The sequence below is a fragment of the Paenibacillus sp. N119s genome (genome assembly GCF_059447605.1).
This window is the reverse complement of record NZ_JCAJRU010000074.1, coordinates 1-20,028: the sequence shown is the minus strand read 5'-3', so window position 1 is coordinate 20,028 and position 20,028 is coordinate 1. Positions and strand designations below refer to the sequence as shown.

Sequence of the window (20,028 nt, the reverse complement as noted above, 5' to 3'; positions counted from 1 at the left end):
ATCTGAACACTAAGGAAATCAAGCAATTGCTGCTTAATTTATCGCGTAATGCGATGGAAGCCATGGGAGAAAAGGGAGTACTGACCATTTCTACTCATGAAGAAGGGGATTTTGTCGAATTGGAAGTGAAGGATACCGGTCCAGGAATTCCGCAAAAACAGCTTGAAAAGCTGTTCCAGCCTTTTTACACCACCAAAACGAAAGGTACAGGTCTGGGTCTGGCCTTATGTCAAAGTATAGTGGAGCGTCATCACGGTACGATTGCCGTAGATTCAGTGGAAGGAATGGGCACACAGTTTAAAGTCCGTTTGCGCAGAACCATTCCGACTTATCGTGAGCATTCAGAGACTCCTGTCATAAATACGGTGCAGAAATAATTATGCAAAGATGTAACTCGATTTTTTGCAAATTACGTGAAAAAGATTGTATAATGAGCTTTAGATGTCCATGCCTTTACTACGGCAAAGGATGAAATTAGAAACGTAGTATACATGATTTATCGAAAAGGAGTGAAAGAATATGTCTATGTCTTTCGATCAATATATGAGAGATTCAGTTCAGCCTATGCGCGATGAACTGACGAATCTTGGGATTCAGGAACTGCGTACTTCTGAAGATGTGGAGGCCAAGCTGCCTGATGCTAAAGGTACAGTACTGGTGGTTGTGAACTCGGTATGCGGTTGTGCCGCAGGCCAATGCCGCCCAGGTGTAGCTGAAGCGCTGAAGCATGATGTTACGCCGGATCATCTGTACACGGTTTTCGCTGGTCAGGACAAGGAAGCAACGGCAAAGGCACGCGAATTTTTCGCGCCGTATCCGCCATCTTCCCCTTCGATCGCGCTGTTGAAAGACGGTGAGCTGGTTCACTTCATCGAGCGTCATCAGATCGAAGATCGTTCGGCAGATCAGATTGCTGCTGATTTGACGGGTGCATTTGACCGTTTTTGCCGGTAAGACTGCTCAAGCTATGCCCCCGCATTTTTCGCCTGCGAAACTTGCCGGGGCTTTTGCATGTTGGCTTGTGAAGGAAATTCCTAAAAAAGAGGTGCTTATCTGATGAGTTTGCAGGAACAGATTATTGCTGAATTGGGAGTACAGCCTACGATCAATGTAGAGGCGGAGGTCCGCAAGCGTGTGGATTTCCTCAAATCGTACGTAACAAAAACAGGAAGCAAAGGACTGTTGATCGCCATTAGTGGCGGGATTGACAGTGCCGTAGCAGCGGCCTTGTGCAAGCAGGCTACAGATGAGTTGACACAGGAGCAAGGGCAAGAATACAAAACGCTAGGTGTATTCCAGCCATATGGTCAACAGGAAGATATCGAGCACAGCTACGCGGTCGCCAAAGCGTTCAACCTGAAATATGCCGGGGAAACGAACATTAAGGAAGCCGTGGATACGGTTGCCGTGGAAGTGGAGCATGCATTAAAGGATATGGGTCTGGAACGTTCCATTACTCCGCAAGTGAGAGGAAATGTAAAGGCAAGAACACGTATGGTGGCTCAGTACGCACTCGCGAATGAACTGAACCTGCTCGTCGTGGGTACAGATCATGCTTCAGAAGCCATTACGGGCTTTTATACCAAATGGGGCGATGGTGCGGTCGACATTACACCGCTCAGTACGCTCAACAAACGTCAGGTGCGTTTGCTAGCCAGCTATCTTGGAGTTCCACAGGCTATTTTGGACAAAGCGCCTACAGCAGGGTTGTGGGAAGGCCAGACGGATGAAAAGGAACTGGGAATCTCCTACGAAGCAAACAGCGACTACCTGGAAGGCAAGGAAATTGACCCGGCGGCTCGCGAAAAGCTGGAAAGCTATTTTACGCGTACGGCACATAAGCGGACAAGCATTCCGGGTGTATAAGTATTTATCATTTGGGAATTGTAAAATGATTAAGTAAATAAAATGCGGCGATCCGTCCGGCGGATCGCCGTTTGTATTGAAGGGGCTACCGTTTAATTGATGATCCAGTCAATGAAGCGGCGGGTTTCGGTAATCGCCTGATCCAGTTGAAGACTGCCTCCTTGGAATGGGTGAACAGTGTTAAAGGTGTGATTGCCGCCTTGAATCTGTACCCACTCGATGTCGGGACGAACGGAGGTGAGCTGGGCAGAGCCTTCCCGTAGACGTTTGGAGTCTTCGGTTCCCTGGATAAGCACAGCTGGGAGCTTGCTGTTGGCAAGCCTGTCTATAATGGCAAAACGCTCGCGATTGTGCTCCAGGTCGTCCAGAATGACAGCATCCAGCGGAAGCTGTTGTCCGGTTCTGGCGTTCTGCACGTAGCTGCGCCCCTTGGCGCGCATTTCTTCTTTTTGCGGTAAGGTAAACAGATCAAGATTGGTTACGCCATTCCATGAAATGACGCCCGCAATCTCGCGGGGATGATCTAGTGCATATACAAAGCAGCTTCCCGCACCTCGGCTATGTCCTAACAGAAACAACGGCAATTCTCTGAATTCTTGGCGTGCTCTCAGATTGGACAGCAATACATCCAAATCCTCTTGTTCGCGGCTATAGGTGTTGCGTGCGAACTTTTCCAGCTCGGTAAAATTCTCCAGATCCTCACCTATGCCATTATGTGAAAAATTGAAGGTCACCACATGGTTATCCATACTCAATGCTTCTGCTATAAAGGGGAACATTCCCCAATCCTTAAATCCTTTGTAGCCATGAGCGATGACGAGCAGGCTCTTGGCTGTATGTTTAGCGGGAAACCAGGAGGCACGAATCACTGCATCTGTTCCTGCATCGGTACCTGCTTCAACCACAATGGTTTCTGACATCCTATCCTTCCTTTCTACAGGGAGTTTTTAAACTGGCATGTCGGCGAATTTTCAAGTATTCACCGAATGCCTCTTTTATTTTAACATATATTGGTGACGCTTTTACGCCTGTGTGACTCGCCAGGGTGTGGACGCACTGTTACAATAGATCCAGTAAAGTAAAAAAGGACGGGGAATACCCAAATGATCTACGGAATTGGACATGATGTGCTGGAAATAAGCCGTATGGCTCATATTTTGGCAGGTAAATATGCAGATGCATTTTTAAATCGGGTATTGACCCCGGCAGAACGCGAGCTTGCAGTGGAGCGCAAGGGAAGGCTAGCGGAGTTCGTAGCAGGGCGCTTTGCCGCGAAGGAAGCAGTAACGAAAGCCTTTGGCTGTGGAATTGGGCAAATCATCGGTTTCAGCGATATGAATATTTTACCTGAACCGGGGGGGAAGCCCGTAGTTTATTTGTCTTCGTCTGCATGGGATCGACTGAAATTACCGAATATGGGTCACTTGAATTACAACATTCACTTAAGTATCACACATCAGCCTAACATTGCCTCTGCTTTTGTGATTGTCGAATATAAGGAGACGTGATGGGATGACTACAAATACATTGGAACAAAAGCGTTATTTTAGCTTCGAACTGTTAAATTGGTATACACGTAACAAACGCGATTTGCCGTGGCGCCGTCATCGCAATCCTTTTTATATCTGGATTTCGGAAATTATGCTTCAACAGACACGTGTCGATACAGTCATACCGTATTTCAATCGCTTTATTGCACGTTTTCCGACGATTGAAGCGCTGGCGGAAGCGCCCGAGGAGGATGTGCTCAAGCTGTGGGAAGGGCTAGGGTATTATTCGCGGGCCCGGAACTTGCAAGCTGCAGCGAAACAGGTAGTTGAGCTTCACGGCGGACAGGTGCCAGATGATACGCAGGCTGTGGCGGCATTGAAAGGTGTAGGTCCATACACGACGGGGGCCATTATGAGCATTGCCTTTAATCGACCAGAGCCTGCTGTGGACGGGAATGTGATGCGTGTGCTGTCGCGTTATTTCCTCATTGAAGAGGATATTATGAAAGGCAGCACGCGGTCGCATATGGAAAGCCTAGTCAGGGAGCTGATTCCCGAAGGGAGGGCCTCTGATTTTAATCAGGCACTGATGGAGCTGGGGGCGCTGGTTTGTACTCCTAAATCGCCTCATTGTCTGACCTGCCCGGTCATGGAGCATTGCTCGGGTAGGCTGGCAGGCCGCGAAGAGACGCTGCCAGTTAAAACAAAAGCGAAGCCGCCGCGGCTGGAGCCGCGTTCCGTCGCCCTTATCGAGGGCAGCGGTGCCAACGCAGGCTGCCTGCTTGTGCGACAGCGCCCGGCCAAGGGCCTGTTGGCCCGCATGTGGGAGCTGCCGCATGAGCTTGCCGGACCGGAGGGCTACAACGGTCCGGTGCCAGATGAGCCAGCCATGGATCACCTGGCAGCTCATTTGTTGGCAGAGGGCGTGTATGCGCGCCCGGTGCGGTATGTACGTGAGGCGGAGCACACGTTCAGCCACATTCACTGGAACCTGCGTGTGTTCCAGTGTGAGGAGGTCGCCGCCCCTGCCGGGAAGGCGGGCGAACAGCCGCTGGCTGCCGAGCAGCGGGCCAGCTATAGCACCACGGCGGCGAAGCCGGGTGCATTGGTTGCGCTGGCAGACCAGGCGGAGCAGGCGAGTAGCGCCTTGCCGGCGGGGTACCGCTGGATCAGCGAGGCGGATATGACCACCTTGGCGTTTCCCAAGGTGTTCCTGGATCTGATCACCGAGTATTATGCAAAGCAAAAAGAGAACGGATGTTAATAAAATAACTGTCGGCAAAAAATAAAGTATTAGACTGAGCCTAGAAATTAAAACAGCGACAACCAAGGACGAGAAAATAAAGTCCTAGACTGTCGCTGTTCCATTGAACTAACGTATCCTGTTAGTTCAGTCATATCACTCTTTCCCTAGAATCGTTGCTACAGCCTTATCCGCGTTTAAATCGCGGGTAAGGCTTGTTCGTTACCGGAATTCCGTATTTATTTTCGCAGCCCCTATCGTTAGATACGCTTAATTTATTTCATTATATCGTTCGACTGCCTTGCTTAGCTTATAATTGAAATTCTCAGGTGTGCCATCTGTAGTGTTCAGGAACTGGCCGTTCAGGTCAGAATCAGATACAGGTTCCTTCTTATTGATGCGTTCAATGATTTTCGAAGCGGCCGCTTTTGCCTCAGTGGCTGAATCAACATAGCTCTCGATACTGAAGCTGTTAATTCCTTCTTTTTGAACTCGTTTTTTGTCTTTTGAGATGGTCATGAGCGCACTCAGATCTGCGGTCATAATGTCGTATTTGGCTTTAAACTTCGTCATATCAAGCTGAAGCACATTGTCGGCGGTGATTCCCTGCTCATCCATTGCAATGGCCGTAGTCTCGGCATCTATCATGAACTTCAAGGCATTATACCTGATCTGCTGGTCTGAATCCTTGAGTTTTTGCAGTTCAGCCAGACGCTGCTCGTTACCCAATTTTTGCAAAGCCGTGAAGTATTGTTTGGCGACAGTCTCGTAAGCGAGATTGGCACTTACAAGCTTGTATGCAGCTGTTTTCCTTTTGCGAAATTATCATCCACGTAGCCTTTTGTATCGTAGTAGGCTTTCATTTCGTCCAGGACGGACAACAGATCTTTGATGACTGGTGTCAGTTTGATCACTACGGGGTCTGCGTTCGCAAAAGCAGGTTGGCTTGCGGTATACCCGTTCGCTTTATCAACAATTTCCCGCTCAGTTTCAGCAACGCCGAGCATGATGAAGCTGAAGTTCTTGTCGATTACAGGCTGTGTATCAGCTCCGAACTTCTCGAAATAATGAACCAGAACCTCATTGATTCTGCCTGTCATCAAGTTATTCAGCCTCACATACGCATTGTATTTTTCGATTTCTTTGCTCTCGCTGGACGTAACGCCTGCAGGCGCTTGATTTACGGTGGATGCAATGGCAGAACAAGCGGATAACATTGCACCTAACATGAAAATGGCAATAAAGAATGATAGCTTTCTCAAAATAGTGATTCCTCCGACTGAGTAATTTAACGTGCTTTTCTTTTGTAAGATGTCTGAATAGGAGAGAGAACAACTGACCTCTTCTGGTCGATTAAAATCCCTCTTCGCCGCATATTAATGTTGATTGTGAAACAATCTATTCAATTTTAAAATTATTTGGTGAAGGTCGGCCTAATGATAAATCGTAATCGATCAGCTTGAGACGGGCGGTGGAGATCCAGTTGCCGTTGCGGCTGCTCTGGCTGTCCGGAATTAAAGGAGTTATTATTTTTCTCGAACAACCAAGCTATCCTGTCCGTTCGTATGATGAGGTCAGCCAGTTTTTACTGGTTGACCTCTTTGTTCATAAGAGGTTTATTATGGGCAGCCGGGGTAGAACGTCAAAACGTGTTATTTTTGGTGATTTTTTCGGTACTCGGATGGAGTCATCTTGTTGACTGTTTTGAACATTTTTGAAAACAGTAATACATCTTTGTACCCTACTGATCGAGCAATATCTCCGATTTTAAGCGAAGTATTTTTTAAGAGGGAGCATGATTTTTCAATCCTCAAATGCAATAAATATTCCTGCGGTGACTTATTGAGTTGCTGTTTGAATAAACGATGCAAATACGAACGGTCAATTGAAATGTACTTGGCAATGTCACTTACGGTAATGAAGTGCGAATAGTTCTGTTGAATGAAGAGAAGCGCCTCTTTGATATACCGCTGCTGTCTTACCTCATTGTTGACTTCCTGATTAGGATAAAGTTCAAACATCAGATACAGAAATTCATACAACTTGGAAGCAAGCAACAGGTCTTTGTTGGATTTCAGAGTAGAAGATACGACGATACTTTCCATACAGCGGGCCAGGCTGCCCTCCGCTTCAAACCGGAAAATGGGATTGTCCCTATTTATACAGGTCCGGCTTAGATATTCTTTTGCTTGCATTCCATTAAAACCAATCCAGGCATATTCCCATGGGTCGACTTCATCGGCTTCGTAGTAAATTAGAACCTTCGGCTCAATAAAGAAAGCATCGTTTTTCTCCAAATGATAGATTTTATCGTTGACTTTAAAGATCCCTTTTCCTTTTAAAATAAAATGCACCATATACCCGCTTCGAATAGCTGGACCATAAGCGTGTTTGCTGGTACAGCTTTCTTTGCCACAGGTGTATAAATGGAGATCCACATTGTTATAGGAATGATTGGAAAAGTGCGCACTCATTTATTTTCACCTCTTAATTCATCTCTGCATAATATCACACCGTTTCATATAGAGTCTACATTATTCCATATAATTATTAAAACTATTCCATTATGATTAGGGTGTAAGAAATAAGGAAACAACATTATTTATATTTTTTGAAAATATTACTATTGGCGCTACAAGGGGGTCACTATGGCTATAATCATCGATAAAGAGAAGCTACTATTCCATTTACAAGGGAGCAATACAAGTTATGTCATGCAGGTTATACGAGATGGTTATTTAGCCCATCTGTATTGGGGAAAGAAAATTCAGAACTATCGGGGAAGCAATAAAATCATCTTTATGGATAGGGGATTTTCACCCAATCCGGATGGGGCGGATCGAGCCTTTTCACTGGATACCATCCCCCAAGAATATCCGTCATTTGGAAATAGTGATTTCAGGATTCCTGCGTATCAGCTTCAATTGGAGAATGGCTCTACGGTGACAGATTTTCGGTATAAAGAACATCGGGTTTACCAAGGCAAACCAAAATTGAAAGGGCTTCCTTCTACTTATGCGGAGGATGATGGCGAAGTAGAAACACTGGAAATCATCCTTGAAGACCCATTAATTGAGGTAAAGGTTTTACTATCCTATAGCCTGTATCAAAAGTGGGATGTCATTACCCGTTCAGTCCGTTTTGATAATGAAGGCCAGCAGCAGCTAAAACTGCTTAGAGCGTTAAGTGCTAGTGTGGATTTTCGAGATGATGAATATGAACTCATTACCTTGTACGGTGCGCATAATAATGAAAAAAATATAGCAAGGCGAAAAATTTTACCCGGAATTCAAATGGTAGACAGCTGCCGTGGCGCCAGCAGCCCTCATCAGGCACCCTTTATGGCGCTTGTAAGAGAAGGGACAGATGAAGATCAGGGCGAAGTATACGCCTTTAATCTGGTGTACAGCGGGAACTTTACGGCTCAGACGCAGGTAGATTCCTATCGGAACACACGGGTCACGATGGGGATTAATCCTTTTGATTTTACATGGCAGCTTGAACCGGAGGAGTCGTTCCAAACGCCAGAAGTGGTTATGGTATACACCGAAAATGGCTTGGGCGGCATGTCGAGAATTTATCATGATTTATACAGAAACAGATTATGTCGTGGACCATTTCGTGACAAGGAACGACCCATCCTGATTAATAACTGGGAAGCCACCTACTTTGACTTTGATGCCGACAAGATTGAGCAGCTGGCGAAGGAAGCTCAAAGTGTAGGAGTGGAGCTGTTTGTATTGGATGATGGATGGTTTGGGAAACGGGATGATGACAATACTTCATTAGGCGATTGGGTGGTGGATCGTCGCAAACTTCCAGATGGATTGCCGGACCTTGCCAATCGTATTCGAAGTCTGGGTATGGAATTTGGTTTGTGGTTTGAACCTGAGATGGTATCCATAGACAGCGATTTATACAGAAAGCATCCCGATTGGTGTATCCATGTCCCTGATCGCCCGTATACGCTGGGAAGAAATCAGCTTATGTTGGATTTATCGAGGAAGGAAGTATGTGAGTACATCGTTAAGTCGGTTTCCGATATTTTATCGAACGTTCCAATTACTTATGTAAAATGGGACATGAATCGTCACATGACAGATGTGGGTTCGGCCGCCTTGCCACCTGAGAGACAAAGGGAGACGGCGCATCGTTATATCCTGGGACTCTACAGTATTATGGAAGAGCTTACATTGAAGTTTCCCCATGTCTTATTCGAAAGTTGCTCTAGTGGAGGAGGCCGTTTTGATGCGGGTATGCTCTATTACATGCCCCAGACCTGGACAAGTGACAATACGGATGCCATTTGCCGATTGAAAATTCAGTGGGGGACAAGTCTTGTCTACCCTCCGATTACGATGGGCGCACACGTCTCCACCGTGCCCAACCATCAAGTAGGTAGAATAACGCCATTGGAGACCAGAGGTTATGTCGCGATGGCCGGGAATTTAGGATATGAGCTGGATTTGACGACATTAACTGTTGAAGAAAAAGAAGTGGTGAAAAAGCAAATAGCTCTATATAAGGAAATGAGATCGCTCATTCAGTTTGGGAACTTCTACCGAATCATTAATCCGTTTGATGAAAATGAAGCTGCATGGTGCTTTGTGTCAGAGGATCAAACAGAAATGGCGGCCAGCTATTTCAAGGTTTTATCCCAACCCGCTGCCGCGATTAAAACGTTAAAATTCAAAGGTCTGAATCCAGACTACGTATACAGAAATATAGAAACTGGTGAGCTGTTCGGCGGTGATGAATTAATGCATGTAGGCATAACGCTAACCAGGGTGAAGCAGGACTTTTTAGGCCTGTTCTGGAGATTTGTTAAAGAAGACATCATCTGATGCAGCTAGAGGAGGTTTACTAGATGGAAGCAAAAGAAAAGCAGTATAAGCAAATTTCTCAAGAAATTTTAAAATATATCGGTGGCGAAGAGAACATTATTGGTGTGGCCCATTGTGCCACAAGATTAAGAATTGTACTTGAAGACAATGAAAAAGCGGAATTAAAAAAGATTGAAGAAGTTGATCTGGTTAAAGGCGTCTTCATAGCGGGGGATCAACTACAGATCATTTTTGGAGCAGGGCTGGTCAATAATATCTATGCCGTGTTCTCCAAACTGACCGGAACAGAAGATATGTCATTAAGTGATGTCAAATCGAAGTCCGCACAAAAGCAAAATCCTTTTCAAAAAGCGATTAAATCGCTGTCAGATGTCTTTATTGAGATCATGCCGGGAATTCTTGCTGCTGCATTGTTAATGGGGATCACCGGGCTGCTAGGTCAGAAAGGGCTATTTGGTCCCAAGTCGATTGTGGAGATGTACCCAATTTTCCAAGGGATCAATCGCTTTGTTCAAATCGTTTCCACAGGTATTTTCACCATCCTGCCGCTGCTTGTTGTTTATTCAGCCACCAAGAGATATGGCGGTCGTCCGATTCTGGGGCTTGTACTGGGTGCAATTATGCTTCATCCGGCCTTGGCGGACGCCTTTGAGGTAGCGAAAGGGAGCCAAAGCCCGGAATCGATCAGTCTTTTTGGTCTTCCCGTTCAGTTGGTTGGATTTCAGGGCGGTATCATTATTGCTCTGATGATGGGGTATGTGGTAGCCCAATTGGATCAGTTTTTTAACAAAAAGGTTCCAGACATGATTAAATTGTTTTTGGCTCCTTTGCTGACGGTCTTTGTATCTTCTCTGTTATTGTTTACGATTATTGGTCCTCTGGGGCGAGAGCTAGCCAGTCTGGTCACGGTTTCGTTGCTTTGGATGACGCAAAACCTGGGAATATTCGGCTTTATGTTTTTTGCAGGCATTCAGCAAATTATCGTTATTACGGGGTTGCATCATGTTATGGGTGCGGTAGAAGCGCAGCTGTTAACTGATACAGGCAGAAATTTTATCAACCCGTTGGCATCGGTGGCTTTGATGGCGCAAGGGGGCGCTGTTTTGGGATATGTTCTTTTGAATCGCAAAGACACCAAGGTCAAAGAACTGGGTTACTCTGCATTCGGGTCCGTACTTTTTGGAATCTCGGAACCCGCAATCTTCGGGGTCACTTTGAAGTATAAGTTCCCTCTGGTTGCTGGATGTCTCGGAGGAATGATTGCCGGAGCCTATGTATATTTAAGCAAGCTGACAGCCATTGGATTCGGAACCACGGCTCTTCCCGGCTTTGCAATTGCAGCGTCAGAGAATCATGGTCATATGAATTATCTTATCGCTCATCTGATTGCCCTGTTATGTGGAGCATTATTCACATTGGCTTACGGTGTGATCAAGAGCAAGAGGTCAAAAGCAATATCTTAAGAAATGACCTCTATGGATGGATCGCTCTCAATCAGCCCTTTGCCAATTACATTGGCTGAAACTGGGGCCTTGCCGAGCTCACGCGACCATACGGACAACTGTCCGATATGATGAATTTGGTGGGCAATGACATGGCGCATCACCTCGCCCCAGGCATCGATCGCAATTCTGCCGTCCGGGCGGTGATCTTCAAACCTTTTTCGTTCCAGACCTTCATGCCAGGCGAGGACAAAGGGCTCCACGTCGAGTCGAAACTTCGCGTCCAGCTCGCGAACTTTATCCAGCGTATTATGCTGAGAGAAGTCCTCCTGGAAATCAGGTTTGCCTTGAATGATTTGAATCCAGCTCCATTCTACATCAACGATATGAAAGAGCGTTTTAAGAATGCTACCAGCACCGCCGATACGTTCTTTCAGCAGTTCCTCCTGCGGCACCTCTTCACACCAGCGGTACCATTGTTCTCGAACCATCCAGTTATAACGAAAAAAAGTTTGCATCCATTACCCTCCTGGGATTGTAATAAAGAATGATTTCCACCAGTTTACCACAGAATGCCAAAAGGGCTGTCTCATTCGTAGAAAATCTACTTTTGAGACAGCCCTTTATGAGCTAGGATAAGGATGTTGTTACTGGCTTATTTCTTAGCAGCCTCGTAACGTTTGTTGACTTCATCCCAGTTGATTACATTGTAGAAAGCTGCAATGTAGTCTGGGCGTTTGTTTTGATATTTCAGATAGTAAGCATGCTCCCAAACGTCCAATCCAAGTACTGGAGTCAGACCTTCGAACAGCGGGCTATCTTGGTTTGGAGTGCTAGTGATTGCCAATTTGCCGTCTTTGCCGACAACCAGCCAAGCCCAGCCGCTACCAAAACGAGTTGTAGCTGCTTTAGTGAAGTCTTCTTTAAATTTGTCATAGCCGCCCAGTTCGTTGTTGATTGCTTCAGCAATTGCACCCGTTGGCTGTCCGCCGCCGTTAGGGCCGATAACTTCCCAGAACAGACTGTGGTTGTGGTGTCCACCACCGTTATTGCGAACCGCAGTGCGGATGCTTTCAGGAACGCTGTCCAGATTGGAGATCAGATCCTCCAGGCTTTTGCTTTGCAGTTCAGGAGCGCTCTCCAGAGCTGCATTTAAGTTTGTAACATATGTGTTATGGTGACGATCATGGTGAATTTCCATTGTCAGTGCATCAAAGTGTGGTTCCAGTGCGTCTTTTGCGTAAGGAAGTTCTGGTAATTGAAATGCCATAATAAAATCCCTCCTGATTATATGGTTGGGTAAGTGTTCCTATGTAATAATACCCTCGATAGTTATATTAAACCGCATTCAGCCTATTTTTTCAACATTTTTGTTTGTAAAATACCAAACTGGGCAATAGGGCCTGGTAGCTAGCATGTCCAAAAACACGATTGGAATACATCATACATAGGTAATAAGAGGTAAATTGTGAACATTAAAATGTAAACGCTTTATATACAGCGCTTACATGAGAAAAAGGGATGTATTCCGTCAAAAAGTATGGTTTAATGGTCAAGGAAGCAGAATTTTGGGCTTTTTTGTCGTCTGCTATAAACTGTCATGTCTATGACACGACGAACTTGAGGGCGTACACCCTTTTCCTGTTCTTCATTTCATATATAGCAGATCGTATGCATTTTTATCATAATGCCTTGTGATTAACACCATGATAAGCGCTTTATGGATTTATGTAAAAATGACGGTGCTGTCCTCAATTTATTTATTATGCTTACGAAAAGGGAGATATTACTATGCACGTTCGTTCCTTTCAATTAAGTGATGTGAATTCAGTAACGGAGCTCATGCAAATTGCCTTGTCGGAGGAGTGCTACAAAGAGACGGTGGGTGCTTTTGCCCGTCAGCTTTCGTGGGATTCCGGTTTGATCGTCGTTGCCGAAGAAGAGGGAGAGATCGTTGGTGCCCTGATTGGCACGATTGATCAGAATCATGGCTGTTATTATCGTATTGCTATTCATCCAGATCATCGTCGGATGGGAATCGGGAAATCGCTTGTGGAGCTCATGGAACAGCGTTTTCAGCAACGCAAGGTGAGTCGTATTTGGGTAGCTGGGGACAAGCATAACAGTGCGGCCATGCCGTTGTACGAAGCTATGGGCTACGGAGCAAGCCAGATTTTACAGGCGTTTCAGAAGCTAAGTATTTTGGCACCTCATTAATCGGTTATCGATATACAGAAGCACAGTATAATATTTACATTTAGAGCATATCTGAGTAACCGTTGCAATCGGGTACGGGATATGCTTTTCTATTTATAACAGGGTTGAGGAGGTTAATTATGGACGCTTTGACTCCTTCGTCAGACCTGCTTCCTTCACCGGAAACGTCCAAAAAGGCAGGTCGCTCTGCTTACATACGCGATTGGTTAGTCACCCTGCTGATCGCAATGGTCGTCTTGCTGCTTCTGAACCTGTTTGTATTTAACTTGTCCACGGTTAGAGGACATTCAATGCAGCCGACGTTAATGGAAAGCCAGCATTTGTTCGTTAACAAGCTGGTTTATAATTTTCATGACCCGGGGAGAGGGGACATTGTGATTTTAAGAGATCCCGATTCCCAATTGTCCAGTCCAAGATTTTTAGTGAAAAGAGTCATAGGTATTCCTGAAGATGTCATTCGGATTGAGCATAATCATTTGTATGTGAACGGTGAACTGCTAAATGAGCCGTACACCAACTCGGACGTGGAGGATGGTGATTACGGTCCTTTTACGGTGGAGCCGGAGCACTTTTTTGTCATGGGAGATAATCGCCATACGGCTGCAAGCAAGGATAGCCGGTATTTTGGCAGCGTTAAGTCAGAGGATTTACTGGGACGTGCAGAGTTTATATTTTGGCCGATCTCTGAGTGGAAGTGGCTATAGAGCAGCTATAGTCTAAAAATCAATGGGGAACCGCGCGGACCGATCAGGGTTATAACGGATCAGCGGCTCCCGATCAGGAAAGGAAGAGAACGATGAAAGAAGTGATGGTATATACCGACGGTGCTTGTTCGGGTAACCCGGGCCCAGGGGGCTGGGGGGTCATTTTGTTGTATGGAGAGCACCGCAAGGAGCTGTCGGGTGCCGAAAAGATGACGACAAACAACCGTATGGAGATCAAGTCGGTGATTGAAGCGCTGAAGCTGCTTAAGGAGCCGTGCCGTGTAAAAGTACACAGTGACTCCGCCTATGTCGTCAATTGTTTCAAACAAGGCTGGATTAAGAACTGGCTCCGTAATGGCTGGCGCAACAGTAAAAACCAACCCGTGGAGAACAAGGAACTGTGGGAAGAATTGTGGGAACTAATGGGTAAGCATGAGGTTGAATATGTGAAGGTGAAAGGTCACAGTGACAACGAACTGAATAATCGCTGTGACTTTCTGGCGACAAGTGCTGTTAAAAATTTACGGTAGCATCTGTTGCTATTTTCTGTTGAAATTTGAATATATGAGAATGATACAACGTTCTCATATCTGTAGTGAAAGAATTGTGAAAGAGAGGTGAGTATCGGATGCAACGCGAACTAACTCGGACGGCGACCGGAACGGCTTCGACTTGGGCTTCGCTCAAGCAGGAAATTATTGAGGCAGCTCCAGGGCTGGGGATTGACTCCATCGGGTTCGCATCCGCCGACCCCTTTCTGTCTCTAAAAGCTATATTGGAAGAGCACCGTGCTAAAGGCTATGAATCCGGCTTTGAGGAGCCTGATATCGATAAGCGGATCTATCCGGAGCTGTATGGCTCGCAGCCTGCGTCACTGATTGCCATTGCGGTGGCGTATCCTTCCAAAATGAAGGACCCACCGAAGTCGGACAAGGGCAAATACCGTGGTATTATGGCACGTTCTGCCTGGGGGAAAGACTACCATCTGGTACTGCGCGAAGCGATGGAAAAGCTGGAGGCTTTTATAAGTGAGCGAGTCCCAGATGCCTTGTTGAAAAGCATGGTGGATACCGGAGAATTGTCGGATCGGGCTGTTGCAGAGCGGGCAGGAATCGGCTTTAGCGGCAAAAATACGATGATGATTTCACCGAAGTTGGGATCATGGATTTATCTGGGGGAGCTGTTGACGAACATTCCTTTCCAACCCGATGAACCGGTAACGGATGGCTGCGGAGAGTGCACCAAATGTTTGGATGCATGTCCTACGGGTGCGCTTGTAGGTCCAGGACAGCTGAACGCCCAGCGGTGTGTGTCCTTTTTGACGCAGACCAAGGGCTTTTTGGACGAGGAGTTTATGCTAAAAATAGGGAATCGGCTGTATGGATGTGACACATGTCAAATCGTATGTCCCAAAAATCGAGGCCTTAACTGGGATCACCATCCTGAGCTTACACCCGATCCTGAGATTGTAAAGCCGTTGCTGCTGCCATTACTGGATTTGAGCAATCGTGAATTTAAGGACCGCTTTGGTCAAAGTGCGGCGGCTTGGCGGGGGAAGAAGCCGATTCAGCGCAATGCCGTCATCGGCCTTGGCAATTTCAAGGATGTTAGCGCGGTGCCCAAATTGACGGAGGTTTTATTGGATGATCCGCGTCCCGAGCTGCGAGGCACGGCGGCGTGGGCTTTGAGTCGAATAGGAGGGGAGAACGCTATGACAGCGATCAAGCAAGCATCAGAGAAGGAACAACATGAGCAAGTGCGCGAAATGATCGCACAAGCGCATTCCAAACTAGAGGAACAAAAGCAGGCAGAGCAGCAAGCATCTTCTGAATTAAAGACGGAGGATTCACAGGGTCCAACTACGATTTATTATGATGAAATGGAGACACCTGTGGGCACGTTGACACTATGTGCTACGGATCGTGGGCTATGCCGAATTGACTATGGCTCTTTTTATGCGAAGGAAGCATTGCTTCAGCAATGGGCCCGGACATGGATCGGGGAATATGTCTATGTGCAGGAGCCGGAAAAGCTGCGTGAAGCTGCAGATCAACTACGTGAATATTTTGCGGGAGAACGACGGGAATTCAGTATAGCCTATGATTTGAGAGGCACTCCTTTTCAAGAGCAGGTATGGCGTGCGCTGCAAAAAATTCCGTACGGGCAAAGCGTGTCCTACCAAGATATTGCGGAATCGATCGGACGAGCCAAGGCGGTACGTGCCGTCGGCGGAGCCAACAACAAAAATCCATTACCTATCCTGTTTCCGTGTCATCGGGTATCAGGTGCAAATGGAAGCTTGGTCGGCTATGCCGGAGGCTTGCCAGTCAAGATGAAGCTGCTGGAATTGGAGAAGGAATAAGGACATATGTTTGCAAAAAGTAATTTGCTAGCTGTCCCATGTTTTGCTATGATAGGTTCGTGTAATTCAAGATGTTTCATATAAATATACAGAGGTGACGACTTCGTGGTGTGGAATATTGTCATTCCGATTATTACCCTGATTGTTGGCTTGGTCGGGGGATTTTTCATCGGTGCTTATTATCTTCGTAAACAGCTTGAAAAAATGCAAAACGATCCTGAAACGCTGCAAAAAATGGCCAAACAGATGGGTTACAATCTGAATGGGAAACAGATGCAAAGAGCACAGCAGATGATGAAGAACCAACAGTTCTCCAAAAATCAACCTGGTGCGCGTAAAAATCAGGGCCGTCGGAAATAATGAGCAACGTGAGCACGGATGCCGCATGAGGTTGCTGCATAGAGGAGGATTACTGTGGCTGGCGTAAAAGATTATATTAACCGCAAAGCTGCGGATAACCGGGATAAAATCGAGTACCATGTGGAGCAGATTTTAAAACTGATCGGTGAGGACCCCAAGCGTGAGGGTTTGCTGGAAACACCGGCACGCGTGGCACGCATGTATGAGGAAATATTTGCGGGCTATGAGGTTGATCCCCGTGATGCGCTGGGTGTGACATTTGACGAGAATCACGAGGAGCTTGTGATCGTGAAGGATATTGTCTATTACAGTCAGTGTGAGCACCATATGGCTCCTTTCTTCGGAAAAGTGCATATCGGCTATGTACCCAGCGGCAAAATTGTAGGACTAAGCAAGCTTGCCCGTCTGGTGGAGGCAGTGACCCGCCGATTGCAGGTACAGGAGCGTATTACATCACAGATCGCTGATATTCTAAATGAGGCGGTCTCCCCGCATGGGGTTATGGTCGTTGTGGAAGGCGAGCATTTGTGCATGTGTGCCAGAGGCGTCAAAAAGCCTGGCAGCAAGACGGTAACGTCTGCAGTACGCGGTATTTTCCGTGATGATGCAGCACAACGTGCAGAGTTCTTGTCCCTGATCAAGGAATGAAGAACACGGTGTGATATGATGAAAAAAGGTGGTCTACGCATAGGCGTAGCCGCCTTTTTTTGTTAACATCAGAAATAGAGAAAACGCTCGCTGGTGTGAAGAATGAAATGAAAAAATTGGATAGGAGATAACGTATGGACCATATACATAGCTCAGCAGATATTGCAACAACATTGCCTGAGTTGCAATGGCTGGAAGCGCCATTGGCAAATGCTCAGGAAGATGTATTGTTTCCGCTGGCTTGGGAGGAGCTGGCTTGTCGGCAAGTAGGGAGAGGGGCTGCGCCCATTTTGCATGTATGGCGGCATCCGGCGGCGCTTGTGATTGGTCACCGGGACCGCAGGCTTCCCAACGCTCCACAGGCGATGGAGCGGGCGCGCAATTCAGGAATGTCGGTATGCGTGCGTCCTTCAGGCGGAGCGGCCGTCATGCTGGACAGGGGGGTACTGAACCTGTCCTTGATCCTGCCTAATCCGCAGCGGGCCATCAGCCTGCATGAGGATTTTCGGCTCATGGCGGGGCTGATTGCCGATGCGCTGGCCCCGTGGTCTGACGAGGCGCAAACCGGAGAAATCGTCGGGTCCTTCTGCCCCGGAGACTACGATGTAAGCGTCGGGGGACGCAAGTTTTGCGGCATTGCGCAGCGGCGTCAAGCCAAGGCGTATATCATCACAGCTTTCGTGATGATTGAGGGCCATGGAGCAGAGCGCGCGCAGGCGGTGCAGCAATTTTATAGGGAGGCATCCGGGGATACGCTGGCAAGCGCGCAGCAGCCGGATTATCCCCAGGTGAATCCGGCAACGATGGGCAGCCTGGCCGAGCTGGCTGGTGTGCCATCTGTCGAGGCGTACACAGCATCGCTGCGCCGTGTAGTTGAGAGCCGGGCAGCCATTTTGCCTGCTGACGGTTTGCTGGTGCAACCGGAAGAATTGGCTAAACAAATGGCAGCGCTCAGAGAGCGATACGATTTGCAGGTGTAGTTTGTTTTTAGCTTAGAATGGTTGCCATCTCAGCTTGGAGGCTTGCGCGTAGCGCGCTTCCACCTCAGGCCAGTTGACAACATGCCACCAATCTTCGATGTATTTATTGCGCTCGTTCTGATGCTTTAAGTAATACGCGTGTTCCCACACATCGATCGCCAGCAGCGGAATAGACTCCCATTGAGTCAGGTTCTGGTGCTTTTCAGCCTGTAAAATTTCAAGCCGTCCAGCGCGCGGACTCCACACCAGGATGGCCCAGCCGCCGCCCTCGACCTTTTCGGCTGCCGAACTAAAATGCTTTTTGAAAGCATCATAGCTGCCAAAATCCTTTTTAATTTGTTCAGCCAGCGGTCCACTTGGTTTTCCACCGCCTTGAGGACTCATGATCGTCCAAAAAAGAGTATGCAGATAATGACCTGCACCGTTAAACGCCAGTTCACGCTCCCAATGCTTTACGAGGTCAAAATCACCTGTTTTTCGGGCTTCCTCCAGCTTCTTTTCCGCTTTATTCAGATCATTCACATAGCTCAAATGATGCTTATCATGGTGAATACGCATCGTTTTTTCATCAATGTAGGGTTCAAGCGCATTATAAGGGTAAGGAAGCGGCGGAAGCCGATGTCCCCCAATAGGAACCGGGCGACTGGTTAAGGATTTGTCCGCTGCCGAAGGCTGCGCCTGGCTGGACTGTACGCCTTTAGTAGCCGGTTCTGAGCCTTCTCCTCTCAAGCCCGCCTGCCGTTCTCGAAACGCTTCCTCCGGGTAATTCTCACCCTCTGCTGCTACATGATACAAACCGGCGGCTCGGGCAATCGAGCCGGGTTCCTGAAAGGGGGTTGTCGAGATCAGGAAATATTGACTTTCGTGTGCTGCGTGTATTACAACCCCAGTGGATTTGGGCTGGTGACGCAATGCTTGACTGTGCTCGGTCAGCAGACCTAGCTGCCGTATATATTCTTGTGACTGACGGTTGGCGGTTTGCAGCAAATCGTCCAGACGACGATTTAGTTCCTGTGAGGCAGGCTGTGAATTCAGGGGTAATTCGGACGACAGCTTCTCTCCAGCTGCTGATGTGTCTGATCTCCTTGAATGTGCTGATGGTTCAGCTAGCTGGTGTGTATGAGCTTGGGGAGCAGACGACACTTTTTTCTCCTGATGCTGCCATGCTTGTTCTACCGGGTCAAGCGCGCTCCGTTGCTCTTCAAGCAGCTCTATGGCGGCCCGTTCTGTTTGTTCAAATACGGTACGCCAATCATCCAGCAGCCGCACATAGGCAGGTTCTAGCCCTTCAGTAGCGGACTTAATCACTTCTACATGCCAACTTTCCTGCTGCTTCCAATGACGAATTTCCTCCAGTACACGTAAGGGCAGGAAAGACCCATAAGTACTCAGCATCGTTTTTTACCTCCCGTATCCAGCTATGGTTATCCGGCAGATCTAGCAAATCTGTCCTAGACGCATATGTACCCAGTATATTCGCTGTCTCATCGGGAATATGTCTATGAACTTCCTTAAAAGCTCCCGCTAATATGCTCTAAATATAATGTCTAAACTAGTTGAAAAAACTGCGTCGCCCGGTGGTTTTTCGACAAGTACGTTTTAATGCCAGTATAATACGGATTATATAACAAATTTAACTTGGTCAAGGAGGGATTGAGAATGACTCATTCGTTCCATCCCGTTCATTCTCCCAAATTGGAGCCAGAACTGCTACAGCCATGGTATAACTGCCGGGAATATTCGCCTAGTCCTCGCTTGGAATCGCATGTGGCTTCTTTTTGGACAATGGGTTTCCGTCCTGTTCCGGACAAACTTGGGCATCGGGTTATCCCGGATGGCTGTGTCGATATTGTCGTGAATCTTCTTTCTCCC

At 47.2% G+C, this 20,028-nt stretch carries 20 protein-coding genes and 1 pseudogene; 15 read left to right on the top strand and 6 right to left on the bottom strand.

Annotated elements, in window-relative coordinates; all coding sequences use genetic code 11:
- From AC5V8P_RS11025 to nadE, 3 genes are all read left to right on the top strand, one after another.
- A partial coding sequence (locus AC5V8P_RS11025; protein ID WP_495473634.1) for an ATP-binding protein occupies positions 1-377 on the top strand: 377 nt, incomplete at its 5' end.
- A gap of 142 nt (positions 378-519) precedes the next feature.
- A complete protein-coding gene (locus AC5V8P_RS11020) occupies positions 520-954 on the top strand; it encodes a BrxA/BrxB family bacilliredoxin (protein ID WP_063211524.1) in 435 nt (144 codons plus the stop codon).
- Between the two features lie 102 nt (positions 955-1,056).
- Entirely contained in the window at positions 1,057-1,866 is an 810-nt protein-coding gene (gene nadE, locus AC5V8P_RS11015) for an NAD(+) synthase (protein WP_063211526.1), read from the top strand.
- A gap of 92 nt (positions 1,867-1,958) precedes the next feature.
- Here the strand turns inward: nadE and AC5V8P_RS11010 are convergent, their stop codons facing one another.
- Positions 1,959-2,786: an alpha/beta hydrolase family protein gene (locus AC5V8P_RS11010; RefSeq protein ID WP_064796579.1), complete on the bottom strand. Its 828-nt coding sequence runs from the start codon at positions 2,784-2,786 to the stop codon at positions 1,959-1,961.
- Between the two features lie 183 nt (positions 2,787-2,969).
- Here AC5V8P_RS11010 and acpS point away from each other — a divergent pair, with 183 nt between their 5' ends.
- Positions 2,970-3,374, top strand: coding sequence for a holo-ACP synthase (acpS, locus tag AC5V8P_RS11005; protein ID WP_064796578.1), 405 nt, complete (start codon positions 2,970-2,972; stop codon positions 3,372-3,374).
- Positions 3,375-3,378: 4 nt separating this feature from the next.
- Positions 3,379-4,620: an A/G-specific adenine glycosylase gene (gene mutY / locus AC5V8P_RS11000; protein ID WP_064796577.1), complete on the top strand. Its 1,242-nt coding sequence runs from the start codon at positions 3,379-3,381 to the stop codon at positions 4,618-4,620.
- A gap of 249 nt (positions 4,621-4,869) precedes the next feature.
- Here the strand turns inward: mutY and AC5V8P_RS10995 are convergent.
- Together AC5V8P_RS10995 and AC5V8P_RS10990 are read right to left on the bottom strand one after the other, a co-directional pair.
- Positions 4,870-5,699, bottom strand: a pseudogene (locus AC5V8P_RS10995) (YiiG family protein).
- A gap of 552 nt (positions 5,700-6,251) precedes the next feature.
- The gene (locus tag AC5V8P_RS10990) at positions 6,252-7,073 is read right to left on the bottom strand and encodes an AraC family transcriptional regulator (protein ID WP_063211536.1); all 822 of its coding nucleotides are present in this window, start codon (positions 7,071-7,073) and stop codon (positions 6,252-6,254) included.
- Between the two features lie 174 nt (positions 7,074-7,247).
- Here AC5V8P_RS10990 and AC5V8P_RS10985 point away from each other — a divergent pair, with 174 nt between their 5' ends.
- Together AC5V8P_RS10985 and AC5V8P_RS10980 are read left to right on the top strand one after the other, a co-directional pair.
- On the top strand, positions 7,248-9,443 hold the full coding sequence (locus tag AC5V8P_RS10985; RefSeq protein ID WP_063211538.1) for an alpha-galactosidase: 2,196 nt from the start codon (positions 7,248-7,250) through the stop codon (positions 9,441-9,443).
- A 23-nt stretch (positions 9,444-9,466) separates the two neighbouring features.
- Positions 9,467-10,906 (top strand): PTS transporter subunit EIIC, encoded by a 1,440-nt coding sequence (locus tag AC5V8P_RS10980; protein WP_063211540.1) that lies wholly within the window; start codon positions 9,467-9,469, stop codon positions 10,904-10,906.
- Here AC5V8P_RS10980 and AC5V8P_RS10975 read toward each other — a convergent pair.
- A complete protein-coding gene (locus AC5V8P_RS10975) occupies positions 10,903-11,403 on the bottom strand; it encodes a DinB family protein (protein ID WP_064796576.1) in 501 nt (166 codons plus the stop codon). The two genes, AC5V8P_RS10980 and AC5V8P_RS10975, sit on opposite strands and share 4 nt — an antisense overlap.
- Before the next feature lie 137 nt (positions 11,404-11,540).
- On the bottom strand, positions 11,541-12,155 hold the full coding sequence (locus tag AC5V8P_RS10970; protein WP_063211544.1) for a superoxide dismutase: 615 nt from the start codon (positions 12,153-12,155) through the stop codon (positions 11,541-11,543).
- A 521-nt stretch (positions 12,156-12,676) separates the two neighbouring features.
- Between AC5V8P_RS10970 and AC5V8P_RS10965 the strand changes: the two genes are divergently transcribed.
- From AC5V8P_RS10965 to AC5V8P_RS10935, 7 genes are all read left to right on the top strand, one after another.
- A complete protein-coding gene (locus AC5V8P_RS10965; protein WP_014599477.1) occupies positions 12,677-13,102 on the top strand; it encodes a GNAT family N-acetyltransferase in 426 nt (141 codons plus the stop codon).
- A 119-nt stretch (positions 13,103-13,221) separates the two neighbouring features.
- Positions 13,222-13,806, top strand: a complete 585-nt coding sequence (lepB, locus tag AC5V8P_RS10960; protein ID WP_064796575.1) for a signal peptidase I — start codon at positions 13,222-13,224, stop codon at positions 13,804-13,806.
- A 92-nt stretch (positions 13,807-13,898) separates the two neighbouring features.
- Positions 13,899-14,336 carry a ribonuclease HI gene (gene rnhA / locus AC5V8P_RS10955; protein WP_063211548.1) on the top strand — a complete coding sequence of 146 codons (438 nt, stop codon included), beginning with the start codon at positions 13,899-13,901 and terminating at the stop codon, positions 14,334-14,336.
- Positions 14,337-14,434: 98 nt separating this feature from the next.
- Positions 14,435-16,168, top strand: a complete 1,734-nt coding sequence (queG, locus tag AC5V8P_RS10950; RefSeq protein WP_063211550.1) for a tRNA epoxyqueuosine(34) reductase QueG — start codon at positions 14,435-14,437, stop codon at positions 16,166-16,168.
- 105 nt (positions 16,169-16,273) lie between these two features.
- On the top strand, positions 16,274-16,528 hold the full coding sequence (locus tag AC5V8P_RS10945; protein WP_007428770.1) for a YneF family protein: 255 nt from the start codon (positions 16,274-16,276) through the stop codon (positions 16,526-16,528).
- A gap of 54 nt (positions 16,529-16,582) precedes the next feature.
- Entirely contained in the window at positions 16,583-17,176 is a 594-nt protein-coding gene (folE, locus tag AC5V8P_RS10940; RefSeq protein WP_064796574.1) for a GTP cyclohydrolase I FolE, read from the top strand.
- Between the two features lie 134 nt (positions 17,177-17,310).
- Positions 17,311-18,156: a lipoate--protein ligase family protein gene (locus AC5V8P_RS10935; RefSeq protein WP_064796573.1), complete on the top strand. Its 846-nt coding sequence runs from the start codon at positions 17,311-17,313 to the stop codon at positions 18,154-18,156.
- Between the two features lie 12 nt (positions 18,157-18,168).
- Here the strand turns inward: AC5V8P_RS10935 and AC5V8P_RS10930 are convergent, their stop codons facing one another.
- The gene (locus AC5V8P_RS10930) at positions 18,169-19,551 is read right to left on the bottom strand and encodes a Fe-Mn family superoxide dismutase (RefSeq protein WP_064796572.1); all 1,383 of its coding nucleotides are present in this window, start codon (positions 19,549-19,551) and stop codon (positions 18,169-18,171) included.
- A 264-nt stretch (positions 19,552-19,815) separates the two neighbouring features.
- On the opposite strand from AC5V8P_RS10930, the gene AC5V8P_RS10925 reads away from it, so the two are divergent.
- Positions 19,816-20,028 (top strand): DUF6597 domain-containing transcriptional factor (locus AC5V8P_RS10925; protein ID WP_495473633.1); only part of this gene is annotated, 213 nt, incomplete at its 3' end.